Source organism: Pseudomonas sp. Q12-87 (assembly GCF_001269755.1).
GTDB lineage: Bacteria > Pseudomonadota > Gammaproteobacteria > Pseudomonadales > Pseudomonadaceae > Aquipseudomonas > Aquipseudomonas fluorescens_S.
Genome location: NZ_LHVI01000020.1, coordinates 261,248 through 284,689 on the forward strand (window position 1 = coordinate 261,248; position 23,442 = coordinate 284,689).

23 protein-coding genes are annotated in these 23,442 nt (G+C 61.8%); 18 read left to right on the plus strand and 5 right to left on the minus strand.

The window, feature by feature from the left end; all coding sequences use genetic code 11:
* Nucleotides 1-9 precede the first annotated feature (9 nt).
* From AD663_RS14800 to AD663_RS14815, 4 genes are all read left to right on the plus strand, one after another.
* A complete protein-coding gene (locus tag AD663_RS14800; RefSeq protein ID WP_003182170.1) occupies nucleotides 10-2,124 on the plus strand; it encodes a glycosyl transferase family protein in 2,115 nt (704 codons plus the stop codon).
* Nucleotides 2,121-4,667 (plus strand): bacteriophage N4 adsorption protein A, encoded by a 2,547-nt coding sequence (locus AD663_RS14805; protein ID WP_003182171.1) that lies wholly within the window; start codon nucleotides 2,121-2,123, stop codon nucleotides 4,665-4,667. The genes AD663_RS14800 and AD663_RS14805 overlap by 4 nt, the downstream gene beginning before the upstream one ends.
* 177 nt (nucleotides 4,668-4,844) lie before the next feature.
* The gene (locus AD663_RS14810) at nucleotides 4,845-5,630 is read left to right on the plus strand and encodes a hypothetical protein (RefSeq protein WP_371261190.1); all 786 of its coding nucleotides are present in this window, start codon (nucleotides 4,845-4,847) and stop codon (nucleotides 5,628-5,630) included.
* Between the two features lie 181 nt (nucleotides 5,631-5,811).
* Nucleotides 5,812-6,069 carry a hypothetical protein gene (locus tag AD663_RS14815; protein ID WP_003182175.1) on the plus strand — a complete coding sequence of 86 codons (258 nt, stop codon included), beginning with the start codon at nucleotides 5,812-5,814 and terminating at the stop codon, nucleotides 6,067-6,069.
* Nucleotides 6,070-6,160: 91 nt separating this feature from the next.
* On the opposite strand, the gene hpaR (AD663_RS14820) is transcribed toward AD663_RS14815, so the two are convergent.
* Nucleotides 6,161-6,583, minus strand: coding sequence for a homoprotocatechuate degradation operon regulator HpaR (gene hpaR / locus AD663_RS14820; protein ID WP_003182177.1), 423 nt, complete (start codon nucleotides 6,581-6,583; stop codon nucleotides 6,161-6,163).
* Nucleotides 6,584-6,651: 68 nt separating this feature from the next.
* Complete coding sequence (hpaA, locus tag AD663_RS14825) at nucleotides 6,652-7,557, minus strand: 4-hydroxyphenylacetate catabolism regulatory protein HpaA (protein ID WP_003182179.1); 906 nt, start codon at nucleotides 7,555-7,557, stop codon at nucleotides 6,652-6,654.
* 187 nt (nucleotides 7,558-7,744) lie between these two features.
* Between hpaA and AD663_RS14830 the strand changes: the two genes are divergently transcribed.
* From AD663_RS14830 to hpaI, 8 genes are all read left to right on the plus strand, one after another.
* On the plus strand, nucleotides 7,745-8,422 hold the full coding sequence (locus AD663_RS14830; protein ID WP_003182182.1) for a fumarylacetoacetate hydrolase family protein: 678 nt from the start codon (nucleotides 7,745-7,747) through the stop codon (nucleotides 8,420-8,422).
* Nucleotides 8,419-9,189, plus strand: coding sequence for a fumarylacetoacetate hydrolase family protein (locus AD663_RS14835; protein WP_003182185.1), 771 nt, complete (start codon nucleotides 8,419-8,421; stop codon nucleotides 9,187-9,189). Before AD663_RS14830 ends, AD663_RS14835 begins: the two co-directional genes overlap by 4 nt.
* Before the next feature lie 5 nt (nucleotides 9,190-9,194).
* Nucleotides 9,195-10,655 carry a 5-carboxymethyl-2-hydroxymuconate semialdehyde dehydrogenase gene (gene hpaE / locus AD663_RS14840; RefSeq protein WP_003182187.1) on the plus strand — a complete coding sequence of 487 codons (1,461 nt, stop codon included), beginning with the start codon at nucleotides 9,195-9,197 and terminating at the stop codon, nucleotides 10,653-10,655.
* 200 nt (nucleotides 10,656-10,855) lie between these two features.
* A complete protein-coding gene (hpaD, locus tag AD663_RS14845) occupies nucleotides 10,856-11,713 on the plus strand; it encodes a 3,4-dihydroxyphenylacetate 2,3-dioxygenase (protein WP_053214026.1) in 858 nt (285 codons plus the stop codon).
* A 91-nt stretch (nucleotides 11,714-11,804) separates the two neighbouring features.
* Complete coding sequence (locus tag AD663_RS14850; protein ID WP_003182191.1) at nucleotides 11,805-12,197, plus strand: 5-carboxymethyl-2-hydroxymuconate Delta-isomerase; 393 nt, start codon at nucleotides 11,805-11,807, stop codon at nucleotides 12,195-12,197.
* 51 nt (nucleotides 12,198-12,248) lie between these two features.
* The gene (locus AD663_RS14855; RefSeq protein WP_053214027.1) at nucleotides 12,249-13,553 is read left to right on the plus strand and encodes an MFS transporter; all 1,305 of its coding nucleotides are present in this window, start codon (nucleotides 12,249-12,251) and stop codon (nucleotides 13,551-13,553) included.
* A 12-nt stretch (nucleotides 13,554-13,565) separates the two neighbouring features.
* Nucleotides 13,566-14,369: a 2-oxo-hept-4-ene-1,7-dioate hydratase gene (gene hpaH, locus AD663_RS14860; RefSeq protein ID WP_003182195.1), complete on the plus strand. Its 804-nt coding sequence runs from the start codon at nucleotides 13,566-13,568 to the stop codon at nucleotides 14,367-14,369.
* A gap of 13 nt (nucleotides 14,370-14,382) precedes the next feature.
* Nucleotides 14,383-15,180: a 4-hydroxy-2-oxoheptanedioate aldolase gene (gene hpaI, locus AD663_RS14865; protein ID WP_003182198.1), complete on the plus strand. Its 798-nt coding sequence runs from the start codon at nucleotides 14,383-14,385 to the stop codon at nucleotides 15,178-15,180.
* 69 nt (nucleotides 15,181-15,249) lie between these two features.
* Here hpaI and hpaR (AD663_RS14870) read toward each other — a convergent pair whose 3' ends face one another.
* From hpaR (AD663_RS14870) to AD663_RS14880, 3 genes are all read right to left on the minus strand, one after another.
* Complete coding sequence (gene hpaR / locus AD663_RS14870; RefSeq protein WP_033046053.1) at nucleotides 15,250-15,672, minus strand: homoprotocatechuate degradation operon regulator HpaR; 423 nt, start codon at nucleotides 15,670-15,672, stop codon at nucleotides 15,250-15,252.
* A 271-nt stretch (nucleotides 15,673-15,943) separates the two neighbouring features.
* Nucleotides 15,944-16,885, minus strand: a complete 942-nt coding sequence (locus AD663_RS14875) for a p-hydroxyphenylacetate 3-hydroxylase reductase component (protein WP_003182201.1) — start codon at nucleotides 16,883-16,885, stop codon at nucleotides 15,944-15,946.
* Between the two features lie 71 nt (nucleotides 16,886-16,956).
* The gene (locus tag AD663_RS14880; RefSeq protein ID WP_003182203.1) at nucleotides 16,957-18,126 is read right to left on the minus strand and encodes a p-hydroxyphenylacetate 3-hydroxylase oxygenase component; all 1,170 of its coding nucleotides are present in this window, start codon (nucleotides 18,124-18,126) and stop codon (nucleotides 16,957-16,959) included.
* Nucleotides 18,127-18,438: 312 nt separating this feature from the next.
* On the opposite strand from AD663_RS14880, the gene AD663_RS14890 reads away from it, so the two are divergent.
* From AD663_RS14890 to AD663_RS14915, 6 genes are all read left to right on the plus strand, one after another.
* On the plus strand, nucleotides 18,439-19,737 hold the full coding sequence (locus AD663_RS14890) for an FAD-binding oxidoreductase (RefSeq protein WP_003182205.1): 1,299 nt from the start codon (nucleotides 18,439-18,441) through the stop codon (nucleotides 19,735-19,737).
* A 45-nt stretch (nucleotides 19,738-19,782) separates the two neighbouring features.
* Nucleotides 19,783-20,148 (plus strand): cupin domain-containing protein, encoded by a 366-nt coding sequence (locus AD663_RS14895; RefSeq protein ID WP_003182206.1) that lies wholly within the window; start codon nucleotides 19,783-19,785, stop codon nucleotides 20,146-20,148.
* Between the two features lie 52 nt (nucleotides 20,149-20,200).
* Entirely contained in the window at nucleotides 20,201-20,860 is a 660-nt protein-coding gene (locus AD663_RS14900; RefSeq protein ID WP_003182209.1) for a helix-turn-helix transcriptional regulator, read from the plus strand.
* Nucleotides 20,861-20,942: 82 nt separating this feature from the next.
* The gene (locus AD663_RS14905; RefSeq protein WP_003182212.1) at nucleotides 20,943-21,767 is read left to right on the plus strand and encodes a molybdenum cofactor biosynthesis F family protein; all 825 of its coding nucleotides are present in this window, start codon (nucleotides 20,943-20,945) and stop codon (nucleotides 21,765-21,767) included.
* Complete coding sequence (locus tag AD663_RS14910) at nucleotides 21,760-22,560, plus strand: SDR family NAD(P)-dependent oxidoreductase (RefSeq protein WP_003182214.1); 801 nt, start codon at nucleotides 21,760-21,762, stop codon at nucleotides 22,558-22,560. The genes AD663_RS14905 and AD663_RS14910 overlap by 8 nt, the downstream gene beginning before the upstream one ends.
* Nucleotides 22,553-23,320: an SDR family oxidoreductase gene (locus tag AD663_RS14915; protein ID WP_003182216.1), complete on the plus strand. Its 768-nt coding sequence runs from the start codon at nucleotides 22,553-22,555 to the stop codon at nucleotides 23,318-23,320. The genes AD663_RS14910 and AD663_RS14915 overlap by 8 nt, the downstream gene beginning before the upstream one ends.
* Nucleotides 23,321-23,442: the final 122 nt, after the last annotated feature.

Here is a 23,442-nt window from a genome sequence, read left to right on the forward strand (position 1 = left end):
TACCCTTCGATGACGTCGCTTTATTGGCCCTATTGGTTGGCCCATTACTACAATTACCTGGAGATCGCGACCATTGTGGTCGCGGTACTGATCCTGATCTCCAGCCTGGACGACCTGATCATCGACGTGTGGTACTGGTCTCGTCGTCTGTACCGCAAGTTCACCGTGGACCGCAAATATCGGCCATTGACTGCCGAGCAATTGTTGGCCCGGGACGAACAGCCCCTGGCGATCATGGTGCCGGCCTGGCTGGAATACGACGTCATCGCGCCGATGATTGAAAACATGGTGTCGACGCTCGACTATCAGAACTATGTGGTCTTTGTCGGCACCTATATCAACGACCAGCGCACCATCGACGAAGTCGAGCGGATGCGTCGGCGCTACAAACAGCTGCATCGGGTGGAAGTGCCCCATGCCGGGCCGACCTGCAAGGCCGACTGCCTGAACTGGGTGATACAGGCGATTTTCCTGCATGAAAAAATCCATGGCATGACCTTCGCCGGCGTCGTTTTGCATGACAGCGAGGACGTGCTGCATCCGCTGGAACTGCGCCTGTTCAATTACTTGTTGCCGCGCAAGGACATGATCCAGTTGCCGGTGGTCTCGCTGGAGCGCAACTGGTACGAATGGGTCGCGGGCGTTTACATGGACGAGTTTGCCGAATGGCACGGCAAGGACCTGGTGGTACGTGAAAGCATGACCGATACCGTGCCCTCGGCCGGCGTCGGCACCTGTTTTTCCCATCGTGCCTTGCGAGTGCTGGCCGGTGAAACCGAAAACCAGCCGTTCAACACCGATAGCCTCACCGAAGACTACGACGTCGGTGCGCGACTGGCCAAGGTGGGCATGAACGCCATCTTCGTCCGTTTCCCAGTGCAGTTCCGGGTGCTGCGCAAATCCTGGTTCCGCAAACCCTACGAATCGACCTTGACCATGCCACTGTGCGTGCGCGAGTTCTTTCCGGACACGTTCCGCACCGCCTTTCGACAAAAGGCCCGCTGGACCCTGGGCATTGGCTTGCAAGGTTGGGAACAGATGGGCTGGAACGGCTCGCTGGCCAACCGATACCTGCTGTTTCGCGACCGCAAGGGTGTGGTGACAGCGTTCGTGAGCATTATTGCCTACGTCATTCTGGTGCAACTGCTGGGCTTGATCATCCTGCGCAACAGCGGCTTGTGGGATGTCACGTTCCCAACGCCTTTCGAAAACAATGGCCTGATCAAATACCTGCTGCTGGCCAACGGCGTGGCCCTGGTCTGGCGGATCGTGCATCGCTATTACTTCACCACCGTGCTGTACGGTTGGCAGCATGGTTTGCTGTCCATGCCGCGCATGCTGGTGGGCAACTTCGTGAATTTCATGGCCGCCTCCCGGGCCTGGCGCATGTTCCTGGTGGGCAAGGTGATGAATCGCAAGTTGGTCTGGGACAAGACCATGCACGACTTCCCATCCACGGACCTGGTCGCCATCGCGCCACGTCGCCTGGGTAGCGTGTTGCTGTCCTGGCAGGCGATCACGGACACGGCCCTGCAAAGCGCGCTCGACGAACAGCAGTCGCGCAACGTTCCGCTTGGGCGAATCCTGCTTAATAACGGTTGGCTGGACGATGAAACCCTGGCCGAAGCCATCGCGTTCCAGAATGACCTGCCACGGGTCTTTGAAGTCGCAAAGAAAGCCACTGCCTCGAAGTCGTCGTTGAGCGCCGAGTTTGCCCTGCGCTGGCGCGTCGTGTCCTTGGGCCTCAATGGCGAAGGTCGCGAACAGATTGCCGTCGCCAACCCCTTGCCCGATGAAGGCCTGCAACAGATCAGTGCCGCACTGGGCAGCGAACCGGTGCAACTGATCGCCCGGGAAAGCGAGATTCTCGCGCTGTTGCGCAAAGTGCCTGAAAGCAACGGCCACTCCGTGCCAGATGCGCGGGCGCCGCTGCTGGGCGACCTGCTGATCGAAATGGGGTTGCTCGACCGCGAGGAATTCAGCCGCGTGATGCTCCAGTATCGACCCCAGCACCATGGCCGGATCGGCGATTACCTGGTCGACAGCGGTGTGCTGCCACGCGCGACAATCGAACAGGCGGTGGCCCGTCAGCACAATCTCTACCCAACGGAGCTCCCGGCATGAATCGCCCCTTCCTGACCCTCCTGGCCACGGGGCTGAGTCTGGTATCTACGCTTGCCCTCGCCGAGACGCTGCCACTGCCTTTATCCGGCCCGGCCTACACCGCCGCCAACGAAGCCTACAGCGCCTACGAACGCAAGGACTACGACCTGGCCATCACCAAGGCACGCGAAGCCCTGCGCCAGCGGGCTGATATGACACGCCTGAACACGCTGATTGAATTGGCCGAACGGGACAAGAAACTGCGCGACCAGCCCCAGGCCGCCGCGTCATCGCGTGCCGCCCCTCCTGCACCAGGCTTCGTCGCTGCGTCCCAGGGGTTCAAGGCCTATGATCGCGAGCAATTCGGCCTGGCCGCGCAGTCGGCCCGCAAGGCCATCGCCCAGGCGCCCCGCCGTCGCGAGTATCGATTGCTGCTGATCGATTCGCTGCAGCGCCAGCAACAGCTGGCAGAGGCTGACCGGGCCACCACCGATGCACTGAGGACTTTCGCCAACGACAATACGCTGCTGATGCGTCGCAAAGCGATCCGCCGTCAACTAGCGGTGCCGGTGGCAACCCAGGGCTACCGGGCCCTGGACCAGGGCAATGCGGCGATGGCCGTGGACCAGGCCCGTAAAGCCGTGGCCTGGGCGCCGGAAGTTTCCGCCAACCAACAACTGCTCATCAGCGCCTTGCTCGCGGCCAAGGATTATCTTGGCGCCGAACAGGCCGCTACAAACGTGCTGGCGCTGGACGACAGCAAGACCGCGCCATGGGTCCTGCGCAGCTATGCACGCGAGCGCCAGGGCAAGGCACAGCCGGCCCAGGCCGACCTGAACCGTGCCCTGGCCCTGCCCGGCCTTACGGACGGCGAGCGCCGTGACCTGCGCCTCTTTGCCGTCGACGCTACTTTGGCCCGAGGCGAACCTCAACAAGCGTTGGCTCAATTGCAGGCTTTGGGTGATGACGGCAGTGACGAAGTGACCCGTCGACGCACCGCTGCCCGCATGGCGCTGCGCCAGAAAAACAAGGGGGTCGCCACCGTCGTGCAATTTGCGTCGCCGCCCCTTGAATGCCAGGAAAGCGCCTTCGGCCTGACCTGCACGATCTGGCCCGGCAGCGACCATGATGCAGGCACGGCACTGGCGTCCCAGGCCTACGCCGCCCTCGCCCACAAAGACCCGGCGACCGCAGTCACCCTGACGAACCAGGCCATTGCCCGCGCGCCGCGGAATCCGTCCTATCGCCATCTGCTGGTCAGCGCCCTGACGGCCCAGAAGCGTTTGCCCGAAGCCATTTCGGCAGCCAGCCAAGGCCTGCAAGCCCATGGCGATGATGCCCGGCTGCTGGTCACGCGGGGACGCCTGCGCCAACAAACCGGAGACGATGCCGGCGCCCGCGACGATTTCACCCACGCCTTGGCGCTGGGCACCTTGCCGGCCTACGAAGAGGCCGGGTTGTATGCTGCGATCGGCCAGCGCCGCACGGCCCGCGAGCGCCTGCAAGAGGCACGCACCAATGGCGAACTCGCCTCGGTCAGTGACCTGCAGCTCGCCTATCTCTCGATGCAGGCCGGCGACGACAAGGCGGCTCATGACGCATTCCGCAAGGCCGACGCCACCACGCCACTGTCCCCCTCAGCGACCCAGGACGCCGCCTACAACGCCATGCGTATGCACGAGGACGACGAAGCCGTGGCGTATTTCAAGCGCGTCATCGATGGGCAGAAAAGCGCTGAGTCGCCGATGTCCGCTCAACAGCTGTTCGACACCCGCCGCACCGTGGGCGACGTTTCGCGCAGCATCGGCCTGACCAGCACCACCAGCTATCGTGGCAACAGTTCCAGCGGCCTGAGCGCCGCACCAGGCACCAGCAGCAGCGGCAGCGAAAGCAATGACCTGCTGCAGAACAGCACCGAACTGTCATGGCGCCCACTGGGCTATCGCAACGGCCGTTTTGTCGAACTCTACGGGCGCATCACCGATACGCTGTGGAGCAAGAACAGCGATTCGGACACCGGCGCGGATGCCTTGCAGGGTGCTCTGGGCGTACGGGTCAAACCCTTCAGTTCCGTCAACGTCATGGCTGCCCTTGAGCGCACCTTCCCCCTCGGCTCATCCAATGTCGATGGTGACTGGTTGGTGCGGCTGGGCTATGGTTCGAGCATTGGCACCGACCTGCGGGTCGATGTGCCGAGCTGGTGGACCTCGCAGTTGTATGCCGAGGTCGGCCACTACATCAACGACTCGCGGGACTACATCAACAGCGAATGGCAGGTGGGCCGCAGCTACGCGATTGGCGGCACCGGCTCGCGCTGGGTGACCTTTCCTCATGTCGTCGCGGCGATCGACTACGATTCGAAAATGAAGAGCGAAGCTGGCGGTGATTTTTCGTCCGGTAACGCCGGGGGCATCGGCATAGGAAACAACGTACGTTATTGGTTCCGAGAAGACGCCTATAACGCCCCCCGCTCCTATGTGGACTTTTCCCTGCAATACCGGGCCAGGGTGTTTGGGGAGGACCGCGCCAAAGGCGTTTTCGCGCGCCTGACCTACTCCTATTGAGGGCGGTGATGTGAGATTCGGACCATCGTCACGAAAAGCGGCTCGCCTCGGCGAGCGCCGGCTACACTGCATCCAGAAGGGAACGGCTTGAGAAGCTTCGCAAAGTCCATCAGCCGCAAGACCGTCGCGGCGCTGTCACTGGCCGCGCTGCTCGGCGCAGGTACAGGGACGTACTACATGAGCGTTACCACCGCGACACCTCATATCGTCGGCATCGTCTGGCAGCCGGACAACCAGACCGTCGGCATCAGCGGCAACTGGGACAAGCTTGGCGTCCATGAGCTGCTGGTGCAGTGGACGGTGGTGGACGACCAGGCCTTCGTGCCCGGCACTGGCCTGCCCAGCGTACCGGTGCTGCCGGACTGGGCGCGCATCGCCAAGACGCCGTGGGCCAAGGATGTGATCCTCGGGCTGGCCGGCTACTTCAGTGAAAACCGCTCACGAGACAACATCGAGCAACTGGCTGCGCTGTCAGAGCGCATTGCTGGGCTGCCTACGCCGCTGCATGTCACCGGTTGGTATTTTCCAGCCGAAGTCGACCCCAGTTGGTCTCGCGCGACGGAGTTGCCGGCGTTGCTGGCGAAACTGCCACGCCCACTGTGGATCAGCGTCTACGACGGCGCCAATATCGGCCCCGCCGCCACCGCCGACTGGGTCAAGCAATGGCTGCCGAACGACATCGGCGTATTTTTCCAGGACGGTGTCGGCGTCTACGCCCGCACGGCTCCGGTCGCTCGAAACTATGCCGACGCCTTGCGGGATCGCCTTGGCAAGAGCCGCGTGCGGATCATCGTCGAAGCCTTTCGTCCCAAATACGGCGGCGGTTTTCGCCCAGCCACCGTGGCCGAACTCAAGCCACAACTGGCGGCCTATGTGGGATACCCGCTCTACCTGTTCGACGGCCCGCACTACATGACGCCGACGCTGGTGGACCAGCTGAAGCAGTCCCTGGCCCTGCCCTGATCTTCCCCTGCGTTCGGCGGTTTTGTATCGATGTGTATATGAACCGCCGATTGATACGAAGCCATCCATTCCAAGCCTTCCCGCACACATGGTCGATACATCCGAGCGTTTAACTGGGCTCACCGAACAGCGACACACATTCGCTGCGACGGCTCACTCAAACGAACGCAAGGAGAACACCATGTCCACTGTCTCGAAAGTAGCATCCCTGGCCATTGCCCTGGCTTTTGTCGGCGGGCTCGGCCTGGCGAACATCGCCTCGGCCGCAGCGCTGCACACTGAGGCTGCGCAACATCTGGCTGAAGGCGGCTCGGATCGCTTGCTGGAAAATCGGGTAGCCGAAGGCGGCTCCGATCGACTGATCCAGAACCGCGTAGCTGAAGGCGGGGCCGATCGTTTGCAGGAGCTGCGCGAGCGAAGCACTGCGACTATCGCCTGAGGGTCATGGCGAATGCTGCTTGAAGGGCTGCGTGGCGAAGCCGTCGATGCCGACGCCACGCGAGTCTCCCGGAAATCCTGCACTACCAATGCTATGGCTTGATGTTTTTCAGCTCATTGAGCAACGCCAGCAGTTGCTGCATCTTTTCCTCGCCGAACTGCTCCTCGATACGGCGATAGTTGCTTTCCATCCCCTCGCTCATCGACACAAAGCATCGCTGGCCGCGCTCGGTCAGGCCGACGAAAACCCGGCGCTGGTCCTGGCTCGACTTCTGCCGGCGCACCAGGCCATCGCGCTCCAGGCGACTGAGCACGCCGGTCATGCTGGGCTTGAGGATGCAGGTCTGATGGGCGAGCTGATGGCTTTCCAATTCCCCTTGCTGGTGTAGGATGCGGATCACCCGCCATTGCTGTTCCGTGAGGTCATGCTGGTTCAGGGCCGGGCGGAAAAAAGCCATGGCCGCTTCGCGGGCTTGTAACAGCGTCAAGGTCAAGGAAGGTCTGGGGTTGGCCATGTTCGGACTGGTTTGAATGGGCGAGTCGGCAGCTTAGTGTCGCCATCTCACTGCTGCAAGAGCAACGCTCAACGCAAGCCCGACTGCCGCTGGCGATACTCTCCAGGCGTCAGCTGGGCATAGCGCTGGAAAAAACGGCTGAAATAGGCCGGGTCCTTGAACCCGAGCTGGTAACAGATTTCATTGGCCGAACTGCCGGTAAACAGCAGCAGTCGCTTGGCCTCTTGCATCAGTCTCTCCATGATCAGGCGCTTGGAAGGCAGGTCGGCGATGCGTCGGCACACGTCATTAAGGCGCGCCTCGGTCACGCCAACGCCCTCGGCGTAACGCGACAGCGGCCAATGCTGCAGGTAGTGGGCTTCGATCAGCTCATTGAAGCGATGGAAGATCTTCAAGTCTTCATGCCGGGCCGGCCTGGCCTGCAGGGAATTGGAACACAATCGCAGCAGGCTGATCATGATCAGCCGCGTCAAGCTATCCAGCGCAGCGCCGCGCCCGGGCCGCCTGGCCGCCACTTCGTCGCTCAGCTCCTCGAACAGGAATTCGAGTCGCTGCACCTCCCTCGCCTGTTCACGCCCCAGTTTCGACAGCGCCACGCAGGCCGCCGGTAATTGCACGCCGGCAGGTGCCAGGCTCGGATCGGCATCGATCAACTGCCACACCAATTGCTGGCGCACCGTCAGTACATGCCCATCGCTGTCGGCCTCGGTCACGAAGGAATGGGGAATGGTAGGCGGTGTGAGAAAGAACATCGGCCCGGATTCGACGTACTGCTGATCGTCGAGGTACACCCGCACGGTGCCGCTCTTGACGTAGTGCACCTGGAAGAAACGGTCGTGGCGATGCACAGGCATGTTGCGACCGAAAAAGTCCGCCAGGTTGGCGAGTCGGTCGTAATGCACCTCGGCATCGCTGTAGCGCTGGTCGTACACCTGACCAATGTTGATGTTCGGGATCGGCTGGCGCTCATTCATCACGCAGTACTCTTTTTTTTCTTCTGATTCTGGCAGCTGCTTGCACCCATCCTGCGCCGATTCCGGCAGGGCAACCAGTGCCGGTCATTCTGCCACGCTTGACGATAGTTAACATCTTAATTATAACTGTTAATACATTAACAATAACCGCAGAGCCCGCATCCCTCTGCACTGCCAGGAGACAAGCATGAGCCGTGCCCTGCATGACGCCGCGACCGGTACTCTGTTTGGGGTCGCACTGAACTATCAGGGGTTGCTGAAGCAGCGCCTTGCCGAGTTCGAGCAACCGCCTTATCAGAAGCCGCCGATCAAACCGGTGCTGTTCATCAAGACGCCCAATACCCGCAACCAGCATGGCGCCGATGTGGTTCATCCGGGTCACGGCGAACGCCTGCAACCGGGGCCGGCGCTGGGCGTGGTGATGGGCAAGTCGGCCAGCCGGGTCAGCGTCGCCGAGGCGCTGGACTACGTGGCCGGCTACACCATCGTCAATGAATTCAGCCTGCCGGAAGACAGCTACTACCGCCCCGCCGTCAAGGCCAAGTGCCGGGACGGCTTCTGCGCCATCGGCCCGGAGCTGGTGACCCGCGTCGACGTTGCCAACCCCCACAGCCTGGCGATCACCTTGTACGTGAACGGCGAGGTGCGCCAGCAAGACACCACGGCCAACTTCGTGCGCAACATTCCCCAATTGATCGCTGAAACCAGTGAGTTCATGACGCTGCATGCCGGCGATGTGCTGATCACCGGTACGCCCGGAGGCCGCGTCGATGTACTGCCCGGAGACCGCGTCGAAGTGGAGATCAGCGGCCTGGGCCGGCTGCTCAATACCGTCGTGGCCGAGCAGACAGGAGCACGTTCATGAAACACGCACGCATTCGTTTCGAAGGCCAGGTCCACGCCGTCACCGTTGAAGCGCACAACGCCGTGCGCTTGGCCGACGGTCGCTTGCTGGCCGAGGATCGGGTCCAGTGGCTGCCGCCGGCCACCGGCAGCATGTTTGCCCTGGGCCTGAACTACGCCGATCACGCCGCCGAGCTGGCGTTCAAGCCACCCACCGAGCCGCTGGCATTCATCAAGTCCCCTGGCACCTACACCGGCCACAACCAGACCACCTGGCGCCCGGATAACGTCGCCTACATGCACTACGAGTGCGAATTGGTCGCGGTCATTGGCAAGCAAGCACGCAACGTCAAGCGGGCGGACGCCCTCGGGTATCTGGCCGGCTATACCGTGTGCAACGACTACGCGATTCGCGACTATCTGGAAAACTACTACCGCCCCAACCTGCGGGTTAAGAACCGCGATGCGACGACGCCGATAGGCCCGTGGATTGTCGATGTGGCCGATGTGCCGGACCCGAGCAACCTGACATTGCGCACCTGGATCAACGGCCAATTGCGCCAGGAAGGCAGCACGAAGGACATGATTTTCGATATCCCTTACCTGATCGAATACCTGTCCAGCTTCATGACCCTGCAACCCGGCGACATGATCGCCACTGGCACGCCGGAAGGCCTGGCAGACGTGGTGCCCGGTGATGAGGTCATCGTGGAAGTGGAAGGCGTGGGTCGCCTGGTCAATCGAATTGTCAGCGAAGCCGAGTTCTTCGCATCCCGTAAAGAGGCGTGAGCAGCATGATCAAGCATTGGATCAATGGCCGTGAGGTCGAAAGCAAAGACGTGTTCGTCAACTACAATCCGGCCACGGGCGATGCCATCGGCGAAGTCGCCAGCGGCGGTGCCGAAGAAGTGGCCCAGGCTGTTGCAGCGGCCAAGGAAGCCTTCCCGAAATGGGCCAATACGCCCGCCAAGGAACGCGCCCGGTTGATGCGCAAGCTCGGTGAGCTGATCGAGCAGAACGTGCCGAAGCTGGCGCAATTGGAGACCCTCGACACCGGCCTGCCGATTCACCAGACCAAGAACGTGCTGATCCCTCGCGCATCCCATAACTTCGATTTTTTCGCCGAAGTCTGCACCCGCATGGACGGCCACACGTATCCGGTCGACGACCAGATGCTCAACTACACCTTGTACCAACCGGTGGGAGTCTGTGCGCTGGTATCGCCCTGGAATGTGCCGTTCATGACCGCGACCTGGAAGACCGCGCCATGCCTGGCACTGGGTAACACCGCCGTGCTGAAAATGTCCGAGCTGTCGCCCCTGACGGCCAATGAACTTGGCCGCCTGGCCGTCGAAGCCGGCATTCCCAACGGCGTGTTGAACGTGATCCAGGGTTACGGCGCTACGGCCGGCGATGCGCTGGTTCGCCACCCGGATGTGCGGGCGATTTCCTTCACTGGAGGCACCGCCACCGGCAAGAAAATCATGCAGACCGCCGGGCTGAAAAAGTACTCGATGGAACTGGGCGGCAAGTCGCCGGTATTGATTTTCGAAGACGCCGACCTGGAGCGCGCCCTCGACGCGGCGCTGTTCACCATCTTCTCCCTCAACGGTGAGCGCTGCACCGCCGGCAGCCGGATCTTCATCCAGGAAAGCGTCTACGCACAATTCGTCGCCGAGTTCGCCGCGCGCGCCAAGCGGCTGATCGTGGGTGACCCGCAGGACCCGAAAACCCAAGTCGGCTCGATGATCACTCAGGCCCACTACGACAAGGTTACGGGCTACATCCGGATCGGCATCGAAGAAGGCGCCACCCTCCTCGCCGGCGGCCTGGAGCGCCCGGCCAACCTGCCGGCGCACCTGAGTCGCGGCCAGTTCATCCAGCCGACGGTATTCGCCGATGTGAACAACAACATGCGTATCGCCCAGGAAGAAATCTTCGGCCCAGTGGTGTGCTTGATCCCGTTCAAGGACGAAGCCGAAGCCCTGAAGCTGGCCAACGACACCGAATATGGCCTGGCCTCGTACATCTGGACCCAGGACATCGGCAAGGCCCATCGCCTGGCCCATGGCATCGAGGCCGGCATGGTGTTCATCAACAGCCAGAACGTGCGCGACCTGCGCCAACCTTTCGGCGGCGTGAAGGGTTCCGGAACCGGCCGCGAAGGGGGACAGTACAGCTTCGAGGTATTTGCCGAGATCAAGAACGTGTGCATTTCCATGGGCAGCCATCACATCCCTCGTTGGGGGGGTTAACCCAGGCCCAGTGATGAACCCTTTGATGAGTGGTGACCTGTGGCGAGGGAGCTTGCTCCCGCTGGGCTGCGAAGCGGCCCCGTTTTTGCGATTGCTGCGCAATCGAGCGGGAGCAAGCTCCCTCGCCACGGGTTCATCCGTTCACAAGGATTCACCGATTATCCAAGACTCAACAAGAACAATTTCTAAGGAGAATCACCATGGGCGAAGTCGTCCTGGCTGCGAAAATCTGCCACGTTCCCTCGATGTATTTGTCGGAGCTGCCGGGCAAGCACCACGGCTGCCGCGCCGCGGCGATTGCCGGACACAAGGAAATCGGGCGTCGCGCCCGTGAACTCGGGGCCGATACCGCCGTGGTGTTCGATGTGCACTGGTTGGTCAACAGCGCGTATCACATCAACAGCGGTGAGCACTTCAAGGGCATGTACACCAGTAACGAGCTGCCGCACTTCATCAAGAACATGGAGTACGAATACTCAGGCGCCCCGGAGCTGGGCGAGTTGATCGCCGCCGAGGCCAATGCCGCCGATGTCCGCACCCTGGCCCACAACATCCCGAGCCTGGAGCTGGAATACGGCACGCTGGTGCCGATGCGCTACATGCACATGGACGTACCGCAAGAACAAAAACTCAACGTCGTGTCGATTGCGGCCTGGTGCGCCTGGCATCGCTTGCAAGACAGTTTCACCTTCGGCGCCGCCGTGCGCCGGGCCATCGAGAAAAGCGATCGCAAGGTGCTGGTGCTGGCGTCGGGCTCGCTTTCCCACCGTTTTTCCGATGATCGCAACGCCGAGGCCAATATCCACAACTGGACGCGGGAGTTCGACAAGCAGGTCGACCTGCACGTCGTCGAGATGTGGCGCCAGGGCCGTTGGAAAGAGTTCTGCGCGATGCTTCCGGACTACGCCGAACATTGCTTCGGCGAAGGCAAGATGCATGACACGGCGATGCTGCTGGGGCTGCTCGGCGGGTCGGATTACGACAAGCCCGCCGAAATCATCACTGAACCGTTCGGCAGCTCCGGCACCGGCCAGATCAACGCCATTTTTCCAGTCTGAACAGCAGCTGCAAGCCGCAAGCGACAAGCTGATCGCTTTCAACTTGCCGCTTGTCGCTCACCACTTAAAGCTGCCGACGCAGGAGGCCCCCATGCCGCACTTCATCGCCGAATACACCGACAACATCGAGCAACAAGCCAACCTGCCCGAACTCTTCGCCAAGGTCCACGCGCTGCTGGGCGACAGCGGCGTATTTCCCCTGGGCGGCATCCGCAGCCGTGGCGTGCGCCTGGACACCTGGCGCATGGCCGACGGCAAGCATGACTACGCCTTCGTGCACATGACCTTGAAAGTCGGGCATGGCCGCGATCTGGCCACCCGCCAGAAAGTCGCGGAAAAACTCTTCGAGGTCATCACCGCGCACTTCGCCGAACTCCAGGCCCAGCGCCTGCTGGCCCTGTCGTTCGAGATGATCGAGCTGCACGAACAACTCAACTTCAAGGCCAACAACGTCCATGCCTTTCTCAAGGCCCAGACAAGCTGAACCTGCCTGCCCGTTCGTCCCATCGGCCTCTCTGACAAAAAGTACAAGATCATGAGCACAGCCAATACCGCCGCCACTGTCGGCACCGTCGCACACGACCGCACCCACGCCACCATCACCTGGCGGTTGATGCCACTTTTGCTGATCTGTTACCTCTTCGCCCACCTGGACCGCATCAACATCGGCTTCGCCAAGATGCAAATGAGCGCCGACCTGCAATTCAGCGACACGGTCTACGGCTTCGGTGCGGGGCTGTTCTTCATCGCCTACGCGCTGTTTGGCGTGCCGAGCAACATGGCCCTGGACAGGGTCGGACCGCGTCGCTGGATCGCCACGCTGATGGTGGTCTGGGGTGCCTTGTCCACCGGCATGTTCCTCATCGACAGCGCCACCGGTTTCTATGTGTTGCGCTTTCTGCTGGGCGTGGCGGAAGCCGGTTTTTTCCCCGGCATCCTGGTCTTTCTCAACCGTTGGTACCCGGCCCGGCGCCGAGCCCAGGTGACCGCGCTGTTCGCCATTGCAGTACCGATGGCCGGGGTGATCGGCGGGCCATTGTCCGGCGGCATCCTCGAACATTTCCAGAACGTTGGCGGCCTGCGCAGCTGGCAGTGGATGTTCGTCATCGAAGGACTGCCGGTGATCGCTCTCGGCCTCGTTGTGCTCAAGTGCCTGCCGGACAGTTTCGAGTCGGTCCATTGGCTCACACCGACCGCCAAACAGCTGCTGCGCGAGCAACTGAGCGTCGAAGAACAGGGCAAATCCATCACCTCGTTCTCGGCGATCCTCAACAACCCACAGGTCTGGTTGTTGGTGGCGGTGTACTTCGCCGTGATGCTGGCTGTGAACACCCTGGCCTTCTGGATGCCGACCTTGATCCATGGCGCCGGTATCGGCAGCGACGGCCGGGTCGGGTTGCTCAGTGCATTGCCTTATCTGGCCGGCTGCTTCTTCATGATCGGCTGCGGGCGCTCCTCCGACCGCAACCGCGAACGCCGCTGGCACCTCTGCGTACCGCTGTTGATGGCGGCGGCAGGCATTGCCATCGCCGGGCTCGCGCCCATCAGCCCGCTCCTGGTGCTCGCAGGCTTGATACTCGCCGGCATGGGCGCCAGCGCCGCGTTGCCGATGTTCTGGCAGCTGCCGCCGGCCTTTTTATCCAACAGCACCCAAGCCGCCGGCATCGCATTGATCAGCTCCTTTGGCAGCATCGCCTCGTTTTTCGCGCCGTACCTGATCGGCTGGATGCGTGACACCACTCATAGCGCCAGCCTGGCCCTGTATGTCCTGACGCTGCTCATCGCTCTCGGTGGCTTCCTGGTGCTGCGCACCCAGGCCGCTATCGTCAACCCTCAGTAAGAGATCATTGTCATGCTTGATCAGAACCTCATCCAGCAAGCCGCTGCCCGCCTCGACCACGCCGAACGTTCGCGCGAACAGGTGCGCCAGTTCTCCCTCGATCACCTGGACATCACCATTGACGATGCCTACGCCATCCAGCGCGCCTGGGTGGCGCAAAAAATCAAGGATGGCCGCAAGCTCGTCGGTCACAAGATCGGCCTGACTTCCCGGGCCATGCAAGTCTCTTCGAACATCACCGAGCCGGACTATGGCGCACTGCTCGACGACATGCTCTTCGACGAAGGCACTGACATTCCGTTCGAGCGCTTCATCGTGCCCAGGGTGGAAGTGGAGCTGGCGTTCATTCTCGGCAAGCCATTGAAGGGGCCGAACGTGACCGTATTCGACGTGTTGGACGCCACCGAGTGGGTGATCCCGGCATTGGAAATCATCGACGCGCGCATCCAGCAGGTCGACCCGCAGACCAAGGCGACTCGCAAGGTCTTCGACACCATTTCCGACAACGCGGCCAACGCTGGCGTGGTCATGGGCGGACGTGCCGTGCGGCCCACCGAGATCGACCTGCGCAAAGTGCCCGCAGTGCTCTACCGCAACGGCGTGATCGAAGAGTCCGGCGTCTCGGCGGCGGTGCTCAATCACCCGGCCAAAGGCGTTGCATGGCTGGCGAACAAACTGGCGGCCTACGACGTGACGCTGCAGCCAGGGCAGATCATCCTCGGGGGTTCCTTCACCCGCCCCGTGGCGGCCAATCCCGGCGATACCTTCCATGTCGACTACGACATGCTCGGTTCCATTGCTTGCCGTTTCGTCTGATCGGAGACCGTTCATGGACATGCCTGTCAACACATTCAAACAGCGTCTGCGCAGCGGTGAAGCGCAGATCGGCCTGTGGCTGGGCCTGGCCGATGCCTACTGCGCCGAGCTGGCCGCCAACGCCGGTTTCGACTGGTTGCTGATCGACGGCGAACACGCCCCCAACGATGTGCGATCGCTGCTCGGCCAGCTCCAGGCCGTGGCGCCCTACCCCAGCCAGCCAGTGATCCGCCCGGTGATCGGCGATACAGCACTGATCAAGCAAGTGCTCGACATCGGCGTGCAAACCTTGCTGGTGCCCATGGTGGAAAGCGCCGCCCAGGCCCGCGACCTGGTACGTGCCATCCACTACCCGCCCCAGGGTGTACGCGGCGTCGGCAGCGCGTTGGCGAGGGCGTCGCGCTGGAACAGCATCCCCGGTTACCTCGACCAGGCCGATGAACAGATGTGCCTGCTGGTGCAAATTGAAAGCCGCGAGGGCTTGGCCAACCTCGACGCGATTGCCGCAGTGGACGGCGTGGATGGGGTGTTCATTGGCCCGGCGGACCTGAGCGCGTCCATGGGTTTTCGGGGCAATCCGGGCCATCCGGATGTGCAAGCGGCCATCGAAGATGCCATCGTTCGCATTCGTCAGGCCGGCAAGGCTGCGGGGATACTCAGCGCCGATGAAAAACTGGCCCGGCGCTATATCGAACTCGGCGCGGCGTTTGTCGCGGTGGGTGTGGACACTACGGTGTTGATGCGCGGTTTGCAGACTTTGGCGGCCACATTCAAGAACACACCAAAGCCTGCGGCGGGTGGCGTGTACTGACAGCAACCACACCCCCGTGATGAGGGGACTTATCTCCCCATCACAGGGCTGCGGAACAAGCTCGGCACCTCAGCGCCTGATCGTCTTCAGGTCATTAAGCAACGCCAACAAAGTCTGCAGCTTTTCTTCCCCCAACTTCCCCTGCAAGCGCTGGTAGTTCTCTTCCATGCTCTGGCTCATCGAATCGAAGCACGCCTGCCCTTGCGGTGCCAGGCGCACCAGTACCCGCCGCTGATCCTGCTCGGCCTTGCGCCGCACGATCATGCCCGCCGCTTCCATGCGCACCAGCACGCCGGTCATGCTGGGCTTGAGGATGCACGCCAGCTCGGCCAGGCGATTGATTTCCAGCTCGTCATGCTGGCTGAGGATACGGATGACCCGCCATTGCTGTTCGGTCAAGCCGTGCTGATTGAGGGAAGGCCGGAAAAAACCCATGGCCGCTTCACGGGCCTGCAGCAGGGTCAGGGTCAGGGATTGGCGCGGTTTGAGCATTGGGAGTGTTCACGTAAAAGATTTAGTTAATGAGTTAACTAAATCTTAACAGCTTCCAGCCAAGACTGGACTATCTGCTTGAATACTCTGGTTCAGGATCGAGCTCCATCCGTGGCGAGGGAGCTTGCTCCCGCTGGGCCGCGAAGCGGCCCCAATGGATATGTTTAAACAGGTCATTTGTGGTCGTTGCATGGAGGGGGCTGCTGCGCAGCCCAGCGGGAGCAAGCTCCCTCGCCACAGGGTTGGGATCGGCCTTAATGCATGTTTCAGCTCAAGCGCCTTTGATCACGCCTTTGAGCACTTGCTTGAAATGCTCGAGCTGTTCCTCACAGAACTGGCCGAACACTTTGTCCTGCTGTTCCTTGGCGATGGCCCAGAGTCCCTCAGTCTCATCGATGCCCTTGGTCGTCAGGCGTACCCGTTCGCCTTCATCGCTCACCAGCCCCTTGCGCTTGAGATTGGCCACGGCTTCTTCGATCTCGCGCACCGGCATCGCCACTTCCCGCTGCAAATCGCAAAGGCTCAACCCGGCGTCATTTTCGAGCACCATCAACATCCGCGCTTCGCTGGTGCGCAACCCGGTGGACAATTGGCGTGGCTGGTAGCTGGCCTGGTAGGCCCGCAGCGCCTGGGTCATCAGGTAATACAGGTTGTGGCTCAAGCGGCCCTGGAAGTGGCTGCTGGGTAATTGGCCCTCCTCCCGCCGAGTCATGCGGGTATGGGGCAAGACCATCGAATAGGCGCCCTGGTGGTAGAGCAACGGCGAACGGCCGAAATCATCGAAGGCCACGACTTTTCCGATCATGATCCAATGATCGCCGCCGTCGACCTGCTGGTATTTCTCGCAATGAAAACGCGCCGAGCAGTCCACGAACACTGGGGCGCCACCTTCGCCAGCCTCGAATTCGATCTCGGCGAACCGATCGTCCTTCGGCCGGGCGAAGTTGTTCGACAAATCGATCTGGTCAGCGGCCAGCACGTTCACCGCAAAATGGCTGGCAGCCTCGAATACGCCGTGGCTGCTGGAGCGCTTGTCGATGCTCCAGAGAACCAGCGGCGGGTCCAGGGACACCGAGTTGAAGCTGTTGGCTGTCACGCCGACCTTGCGTCCGTCCTCGGCTGCGGCGGTCACCACGGTCACGCCGGTGGCGAAGTTACCCAGGGCCCGGCGGAACGCGCGGGTGTCGAAAGCGGTATCACAAATGCTAGACATGCAAGACTCCCGGCCGCCTCAGGCGACGGCCTCGATTATTGTTTTATGAGCCGGGCTCCAAGAGCGGGCGGTCAAACCATGGAAGGATCGGGCTCAAGGCCCATCAACTCACGGCCAAGGATCTGCGCGCAGACGTCGTAGTCGGTATAGGCATGAGCGCCGGTCAGGTGGGCGTCGCGGAATAACCGTTGCAGTTCATTGGTTTCGAACCAGGCGCCGCCACCGGCGGCTTCCATCAGGCGATCCACCGCCTGGATGCACATTTTGGTGGCATAGCCCTGGTTGGTCCGCCAGAACGCCAGGGTTTCACGGCTTGGGTATTCGTGACGCTCGCCATACTCGGCGTGTTCCTGCCAGGTTTTTTCCAGGAACGCACGGGCCGCCGCCACTTGGTGGGTCGACTCAGCCAAGCGCATCAGCGCTGGCGTTGCAGCACCCACCGCCGCGCCGGTGTAGGCGCGCACACGGTTGCGGGTTTTCTCGCGAAACACCTCCAGCATGCGCTCGGCCACGCCCAGGCTGACGGTGGAAAATCCGCTGGCGAAATACGGCCGGTACGGCGAATAGAAAATCTTGCTGTCGGGGTACAGGCCAAATCCACCGGACTTGCCTTCCATCATGTCCTTGGCTTTCTGGATCCGGTGCTCCGGCACGAAAGCGTTGTCGATGATCAGCGTCTTGCTGCCGCTGCCGCGCATGCCCACGGCGAACCAGTCATCGCGAATCTCATAGTCGCTGCGCGGCAGCACCGCAAAGCAATAGTCCTGGGTGCCTTCGGCGTTCTTGCGGCGAAACCCCACGATCGCCCATTCAGCATGGTCGCAGCCACTGCTCCAGCCCATTTCGCCGCTGAACATCACGCCGCCGCGGGTTTCCTCGGTGCGGCCAAACGGTGCGATGCTGCTGCTGGCGGTGGCATCGGGATTCTCGCCCCAGATTTCCTGCTGGGCCTGGGCCGGGAACATTGCCAACTGATGGCTATGGGTGCACAACAGACTCATGGCCCAGGCCGTGCTCGCACAGGAGCCGGCCAGCAACGCAATGCAGTCGGCGAATTGCGGCAGGGAAATCTCCATGCCGCCATACTGCTTCGGCTGGAAAGCGCGATGCATGCCGATGCTTTTGAGCAAGGCGATGTTCTCGGCGGGCACGCTACGGTCTTGCTCCGCCTGGAAGGCATTGGCAGCAATGATCGGCAGGATGGGCTTGAGGTCTTCGAGCAGTGGATTTGGCTTTTTCATGGACGGGCTCTTTTATTATTGGTGTCTGCCGATCCCGCCTTTGCCCGGCAACCTGATGGTGCAGAAACGGCGGGATCAATGATTAAGGCCAGTCCAGTATGGGCAAACGAAGGCGCCGGAAAAATGCACCTTCCAGATCCAAGATTGCACTTTTCATGGCGTCGATCCCGACCCCATGGCGCGCACGATCAAATACTCCGGCACGGATGATCAAGACAACTGCGCGCGCCGTAGCCCTTAATAAGGCCAACGCATGCAGTGCCTTGTAAAAACGCTGCAACGGAGTTTCCTTTCACTTTGTCAGGTTGCGTCATGATCAATATCGAAACGCCCACCTATTACACGGCCACCAAGAAATACAACCTCAGTTTCCCCACCTTGGAACAGGACGTGGAAGCCGATGTTGTGGTGATTGGCGGCGGTTTCTCCGGCATCAATACCGCACTGGAGCTCGCCGAAAAAGGCATCACCAATATCGTGGTCCTGGAGGCGCGTTACCTGGGCTTCGGCGGCACGGGGCGCAACGGCGGGCAGATCATGGCCGGCATCGGTCATGACCTGGAAAAAATCAAGAAGGACGTCGGTGAAGACGGCCTGCGCCAGGTCTTCGAGATCAGCGACCTGGGGGCGGACATCATCAAGGACCGCATCGCCAAGTACGCCATCGATGCCGACTTTTGCCACGGTTACGGCTACATGGGCTTCAATGCACGCCAGGAAAAGACCCTGCGGGCCTGGGAAAAAGACTTCAAGTCGATCAACAGCAAGCACGAGATCCGTTTTCTCGGCGGCTCTGACGTGCAGCAGATCATCGGCTCCAAGGCCTACAGCAGCGCACTGCTGCACATGGGCGGCGGGCATGTGCATTCATTGAACCTGCTGCTGGGTGAAGCCAAGGCCCTGGTCAGCCACGGCGTGCAAATCTACGAGAACAGCCCGGCCCTGGAAGTCAGCTACGGCGAGCGCATCACCGTGCGCACCGGACGCGGCTCGGTCAGGGCCAGCAAATTGCTGTGGGCCTGCGACAGTTTTCTCAACAAGCTGGAACCGGAACTGCATCGCTCGACGATCAATACCTACGCCTTCCAGATGATGACCGAGCCGTTGTCGGACGAACTGATCCAGCGCATCAGCCCGATTCGCGGCGCCTACAGCGATATTCGTCCGGTCATCGATTACTACCGCGTCACCAACGAGAACCGCCTGTTGTTCGGCGCCGCCACACCGTTGGTCGAGCACATTCCTCAAGACCTCAAGGCCTGGAACCGGCGCCTGATGCTGAAAATCTTCCCGTACCTCAAGGACGTGAAAATCGACTTGGCCTGGGGCGGCCCGATGGCGTGCAGCCCGAACCTGTTTCCCCAGATCGGCACCCTGCCCGGGCGCAGCAACGCGTTTTTTGTCCAGGGCTATTCAGGCTTCGGCGTCACCCCCAGCCACATCATTTGCAAAGTGCTGGCCGAAGGCATGAGCGAAGGGTCGGCGCGCTATGACCTGGTCAGTTCGATCCACCGCCCGACCATCCTCGGCAAAGACGCCATTCGCCCGCTGCTGCTGACCGCCGGCAAGTCCTGGCATCAGCTGTCGGGCTACTGGAATGGCCGTCGCTGACGGCCAGACAGCTTTTTTTCCTTTCAATCATCAGGAGTCACTGCCATGTCCCTCATCACCCTCGAAAAAGACATCCAGCTGTCCGAACTGGACGCTTGGGGCACCGTCGCCGATCTCGGTTCGCAGATTCTCGAAGGCGAAGTCAAAGCCTTCGGCAAAATGACCTTCGGCGCCCCGACCGATGCCGTGAGCAGCGCCTATTTCGGCACCACCCGAGGCAAGTTCCGGATGGTCTATCCGTTCGCGGAGCAGGCCACCGTGGTCACTGGCGAAGTCGTGCTCACCGACGAAGCCACCGGCCAGAGCACTCGCTACAAGGCCGGCGACAGCTGGTTCGTGACCAAGGGCACGCCCGTACTGTGGGAAGTGGTCAGCGAAAGTTTCGTCAAGCACTACTTCGCGGTAGCCTGACCCTACCGGGCTGCCGGACCCGCCGGCAGCCCGCTTGGCGAAGGCCTTGATCATGAACATCATCCCCACCCAGGACATTGCCGGCCACTGCCTGCATGCCTTTACCCAGCTCATTCCCGCCAGCCGGGCGGCCTTCTACTGTGTCGACCGGCATCTGCACGCCCATGACTTCAGCCTGCAGGACATGAGCGCCGAAATGCACCGCGACTATCTGGACAATTTCTGCCAGTTCGACCCACTGCAACCGCGCAACTACGCCACCAGTGACTTGGTCGTGGTGCCGCTGGGCCTGGCAATGACCCGCCAACCGGCGCGGGACAACCAACGTTATCGCGGCTTCTTGCAGCGCTACGGGGTGGTGGATGTGGTGGAGATCTTCGCCCATCGGGACGGCCAGCCCCAGGCCGCGATTTCCCTGTTGCGCACCGCCGAGCAAGGCGCCTTCACCAGCCAGCAGCTGAACCAACTCTCGGCATTGCAAGCTTTGTTGCAACTGTCCGTTGCCCATTTGCCTGCCCTTGAGGATCCATTGAGCGAGCTGACGCCCAAGGAGCGCCAGATTGCCTGGCTGCTGCGCCAGGGCCTGAGCAACAAGCACTTGGCACGAGAGCTGGATGTGGGCTTGCCGACCATCAAGACCCACCTGATCAACCTGTTTCGCAAGGTCGGCGTGCGCAGCCGTACCGAACTGGTCAGCGCCCTGTTTCTCTAGGGTTCAACCATTCGGTTGATAGGCCAACGTCGCGCAGAACCGCATGATCCGGGTGGCTATTCCATCCAACCGGAGCCTTGCTATGACTTCTACACCTACAGATTGGATCACCGTCGGCGCCCTGGCCGATGGCTTTGCCCCCGAAGCCTTCATCCTGCCCAACCTGGCTGACCTCAACGGCAAGACCTTCACATTGCATTTCGCCAATGGCTGGCAGATCGAGCACCGATTCGAGCAAGACACGCTGTCCTGGAACGCGGCTGACGGCCATTCCAGCGGCACGGCGGCCTATAGGGCCACCTCGGTGCGGCCGGGCTTGTACCTGTTGGACTTCATCAAGCGCCAAGGCGCCCAAGCATCTTCGGTCAGCCTTGTGCTGGATACTGCGAACGCGGCGTTCACCGCTGTGATCGGTCGCATGCCCGAGCCGCAGCAGACGCGCGAAGGGCTCTACGGACGCGCCTTGGCCGGGCAGCCATTGACCTCGGTCAGCGTCGAGTTCCTTCATGGCAGCCTCGATCGTGCGTGGCAGTCCGGTCTGTGTCCACATGCACCGTCTACCGAGCTGGTGGGGCTGCGCAACCTGTATCGATACAGCCCGAGCGAAGTCTACGAACACATTTACCTCAACGAACGATTCTATTCCTGGCAATGCCTCAAAGGCGTCGAGCAAGGCCTGTGCGACACCGATCGGTGCGACACCTACAAAATCGCCGATCAGTTGTTCCTGTTCGTCTGGCGCGAAAAGATCATCCCGACCCTGGGCCTGGTGCTGATCGACCTGCAACAGCATCGCAGCGATGGCAAGATCTTCGGCTACGCCGGGGCGTCCTTCGACGAGTTCTCCAACTTCCCGGTCAGTTCCTACTGCCAGGTACTCAACCGGACGGAATATCCCGATGTCTGAATTACGCACCGTCGTGATCACGGGCGCAGGCACCGGCATCGGCGCCGCCTGCGCCCGGCTGCATGCCGCCGAAGGCGCCAATCTGGTGCTGATCGGCCGTCGCCGCGAGCCCTTGGAACAACTGGCGCAGGAAATCGGCGGCCTGGTGCTGGTGGGCGATGCAGCCTGCGCGGCGACCTGGGCCGGCTTCGTCGCGCAGATCCATGAGCGTTTTGGCCGAATCGACGTGCTGCTGGCCTGCGCCGGCGGCATGGGTTCGGGCAGCGCCACCGAGACCAGCCCGCAAGCCTGGGAAGCAGCCCTGCGGAGCAATCTCGACAGCGCTTTCTATAGCGCCCGGGCGTGCCTGCCGCTGCTGCGGGAAAGCGCTGGCAACGTCGTGTTGATCGCCTCCATTGCTTCATTGGCGGCAGGACCCCAAGTGTGCGGCTACACCACGGCCAAGCACGCACTGCTGGGCCTCACTCGCTCACTGGCGCGGGACTACGGCCCGGAAGGCGTGCGGGTCAACGCCGTCTGCCCAGGCTGGGTACGCACGCCGATGGCCGATGAGGAAATGCAGGTATTGATGGCATTTCATGGCGAGACATTGCAACAGGCCTACGACCGGGTTTGCGCCGACGTTCCGCTGCGCAGGCCGGCCAGCGCCGAGGAGATTGCCAGCGTGTGTCGCTTTCTCGCTTCGAAGGAAGCGGCGATCATCACTGGGGCAACGCTGGTGGCCGATGGCGGCTCCAGCATCGTAGACGTGCCAACACTGGCGTTCAGCCGGATGGAGCAAGCCCATGCCTGACGACCTGGATTTCAGCGGGAAAACCGTACTCGTGACCGGTGGAGCCCAAGGCATTGGCCGGGCCATTGTCGAGGCGTTCGCCCAGCGCGGGGCACGCGTGGTCATCGCCGACCTCGGCGTGGCGCAAGCCGAGGCGCTGGCCAGCGAATTGACCCACGGCGGCGGTCAGGTGGAGGCCGTGGGCGTCGATCTTGCCGACGCCGCCGAGATCGGCGCAATGATGGCGGGGCTGGAGCAACGCCTGGGGAGGCTGGATGTCCTGGTGCACAACGCCGGGTATTTTCCCCTGACCCCTTTTGCGCAAATCACCCCGGCGGTGCTGGAGCGAACGCTGGCGGTAAACCTGTCGGCGCTGTTCTGGCTGACCCAGGCGGCGCTGCCGATGTTCCGCCGCCAGGGCCAGGGATGCGTGCTGGTAACCTCCTCGGTCACCGGTCCACGGGTCGCGTATCCAGGGCTCAGCCATTACGCGGCATCGAAGGCCGGGGTCAATGGTTTCATCCGCAACGCGGCGCTGGAACTGGCGGCTGAGAATGTCCGCGTCAACGGCGTCGAGCCCGGCATGATCGCCACACCGGCCATGGCGAATCTCGGCGATGATGAAGTCAATCGGGACATCGCCCGGCGGGTACCGCTGGGCCGATTGGGCAAGCCGACCGACATCGCCGGCGCCATGCTGTTCCTGGCATCAGGACTGGCGTCATATGTGACCGGACAGACCCTGGTGGTCGATGGCGGCTCGACCTTGCCAGAGGTTTGAGCCTGGGGGAGCCATCGCGAGCAAGCTCGCTCCCACAGTATTTCTCAGGTGTTCACTGATCAGGTGTACACCCAGATTCTGTGGAAGCGAGCTTGCTCGCGATAACGGTAGACCGGCCTGCA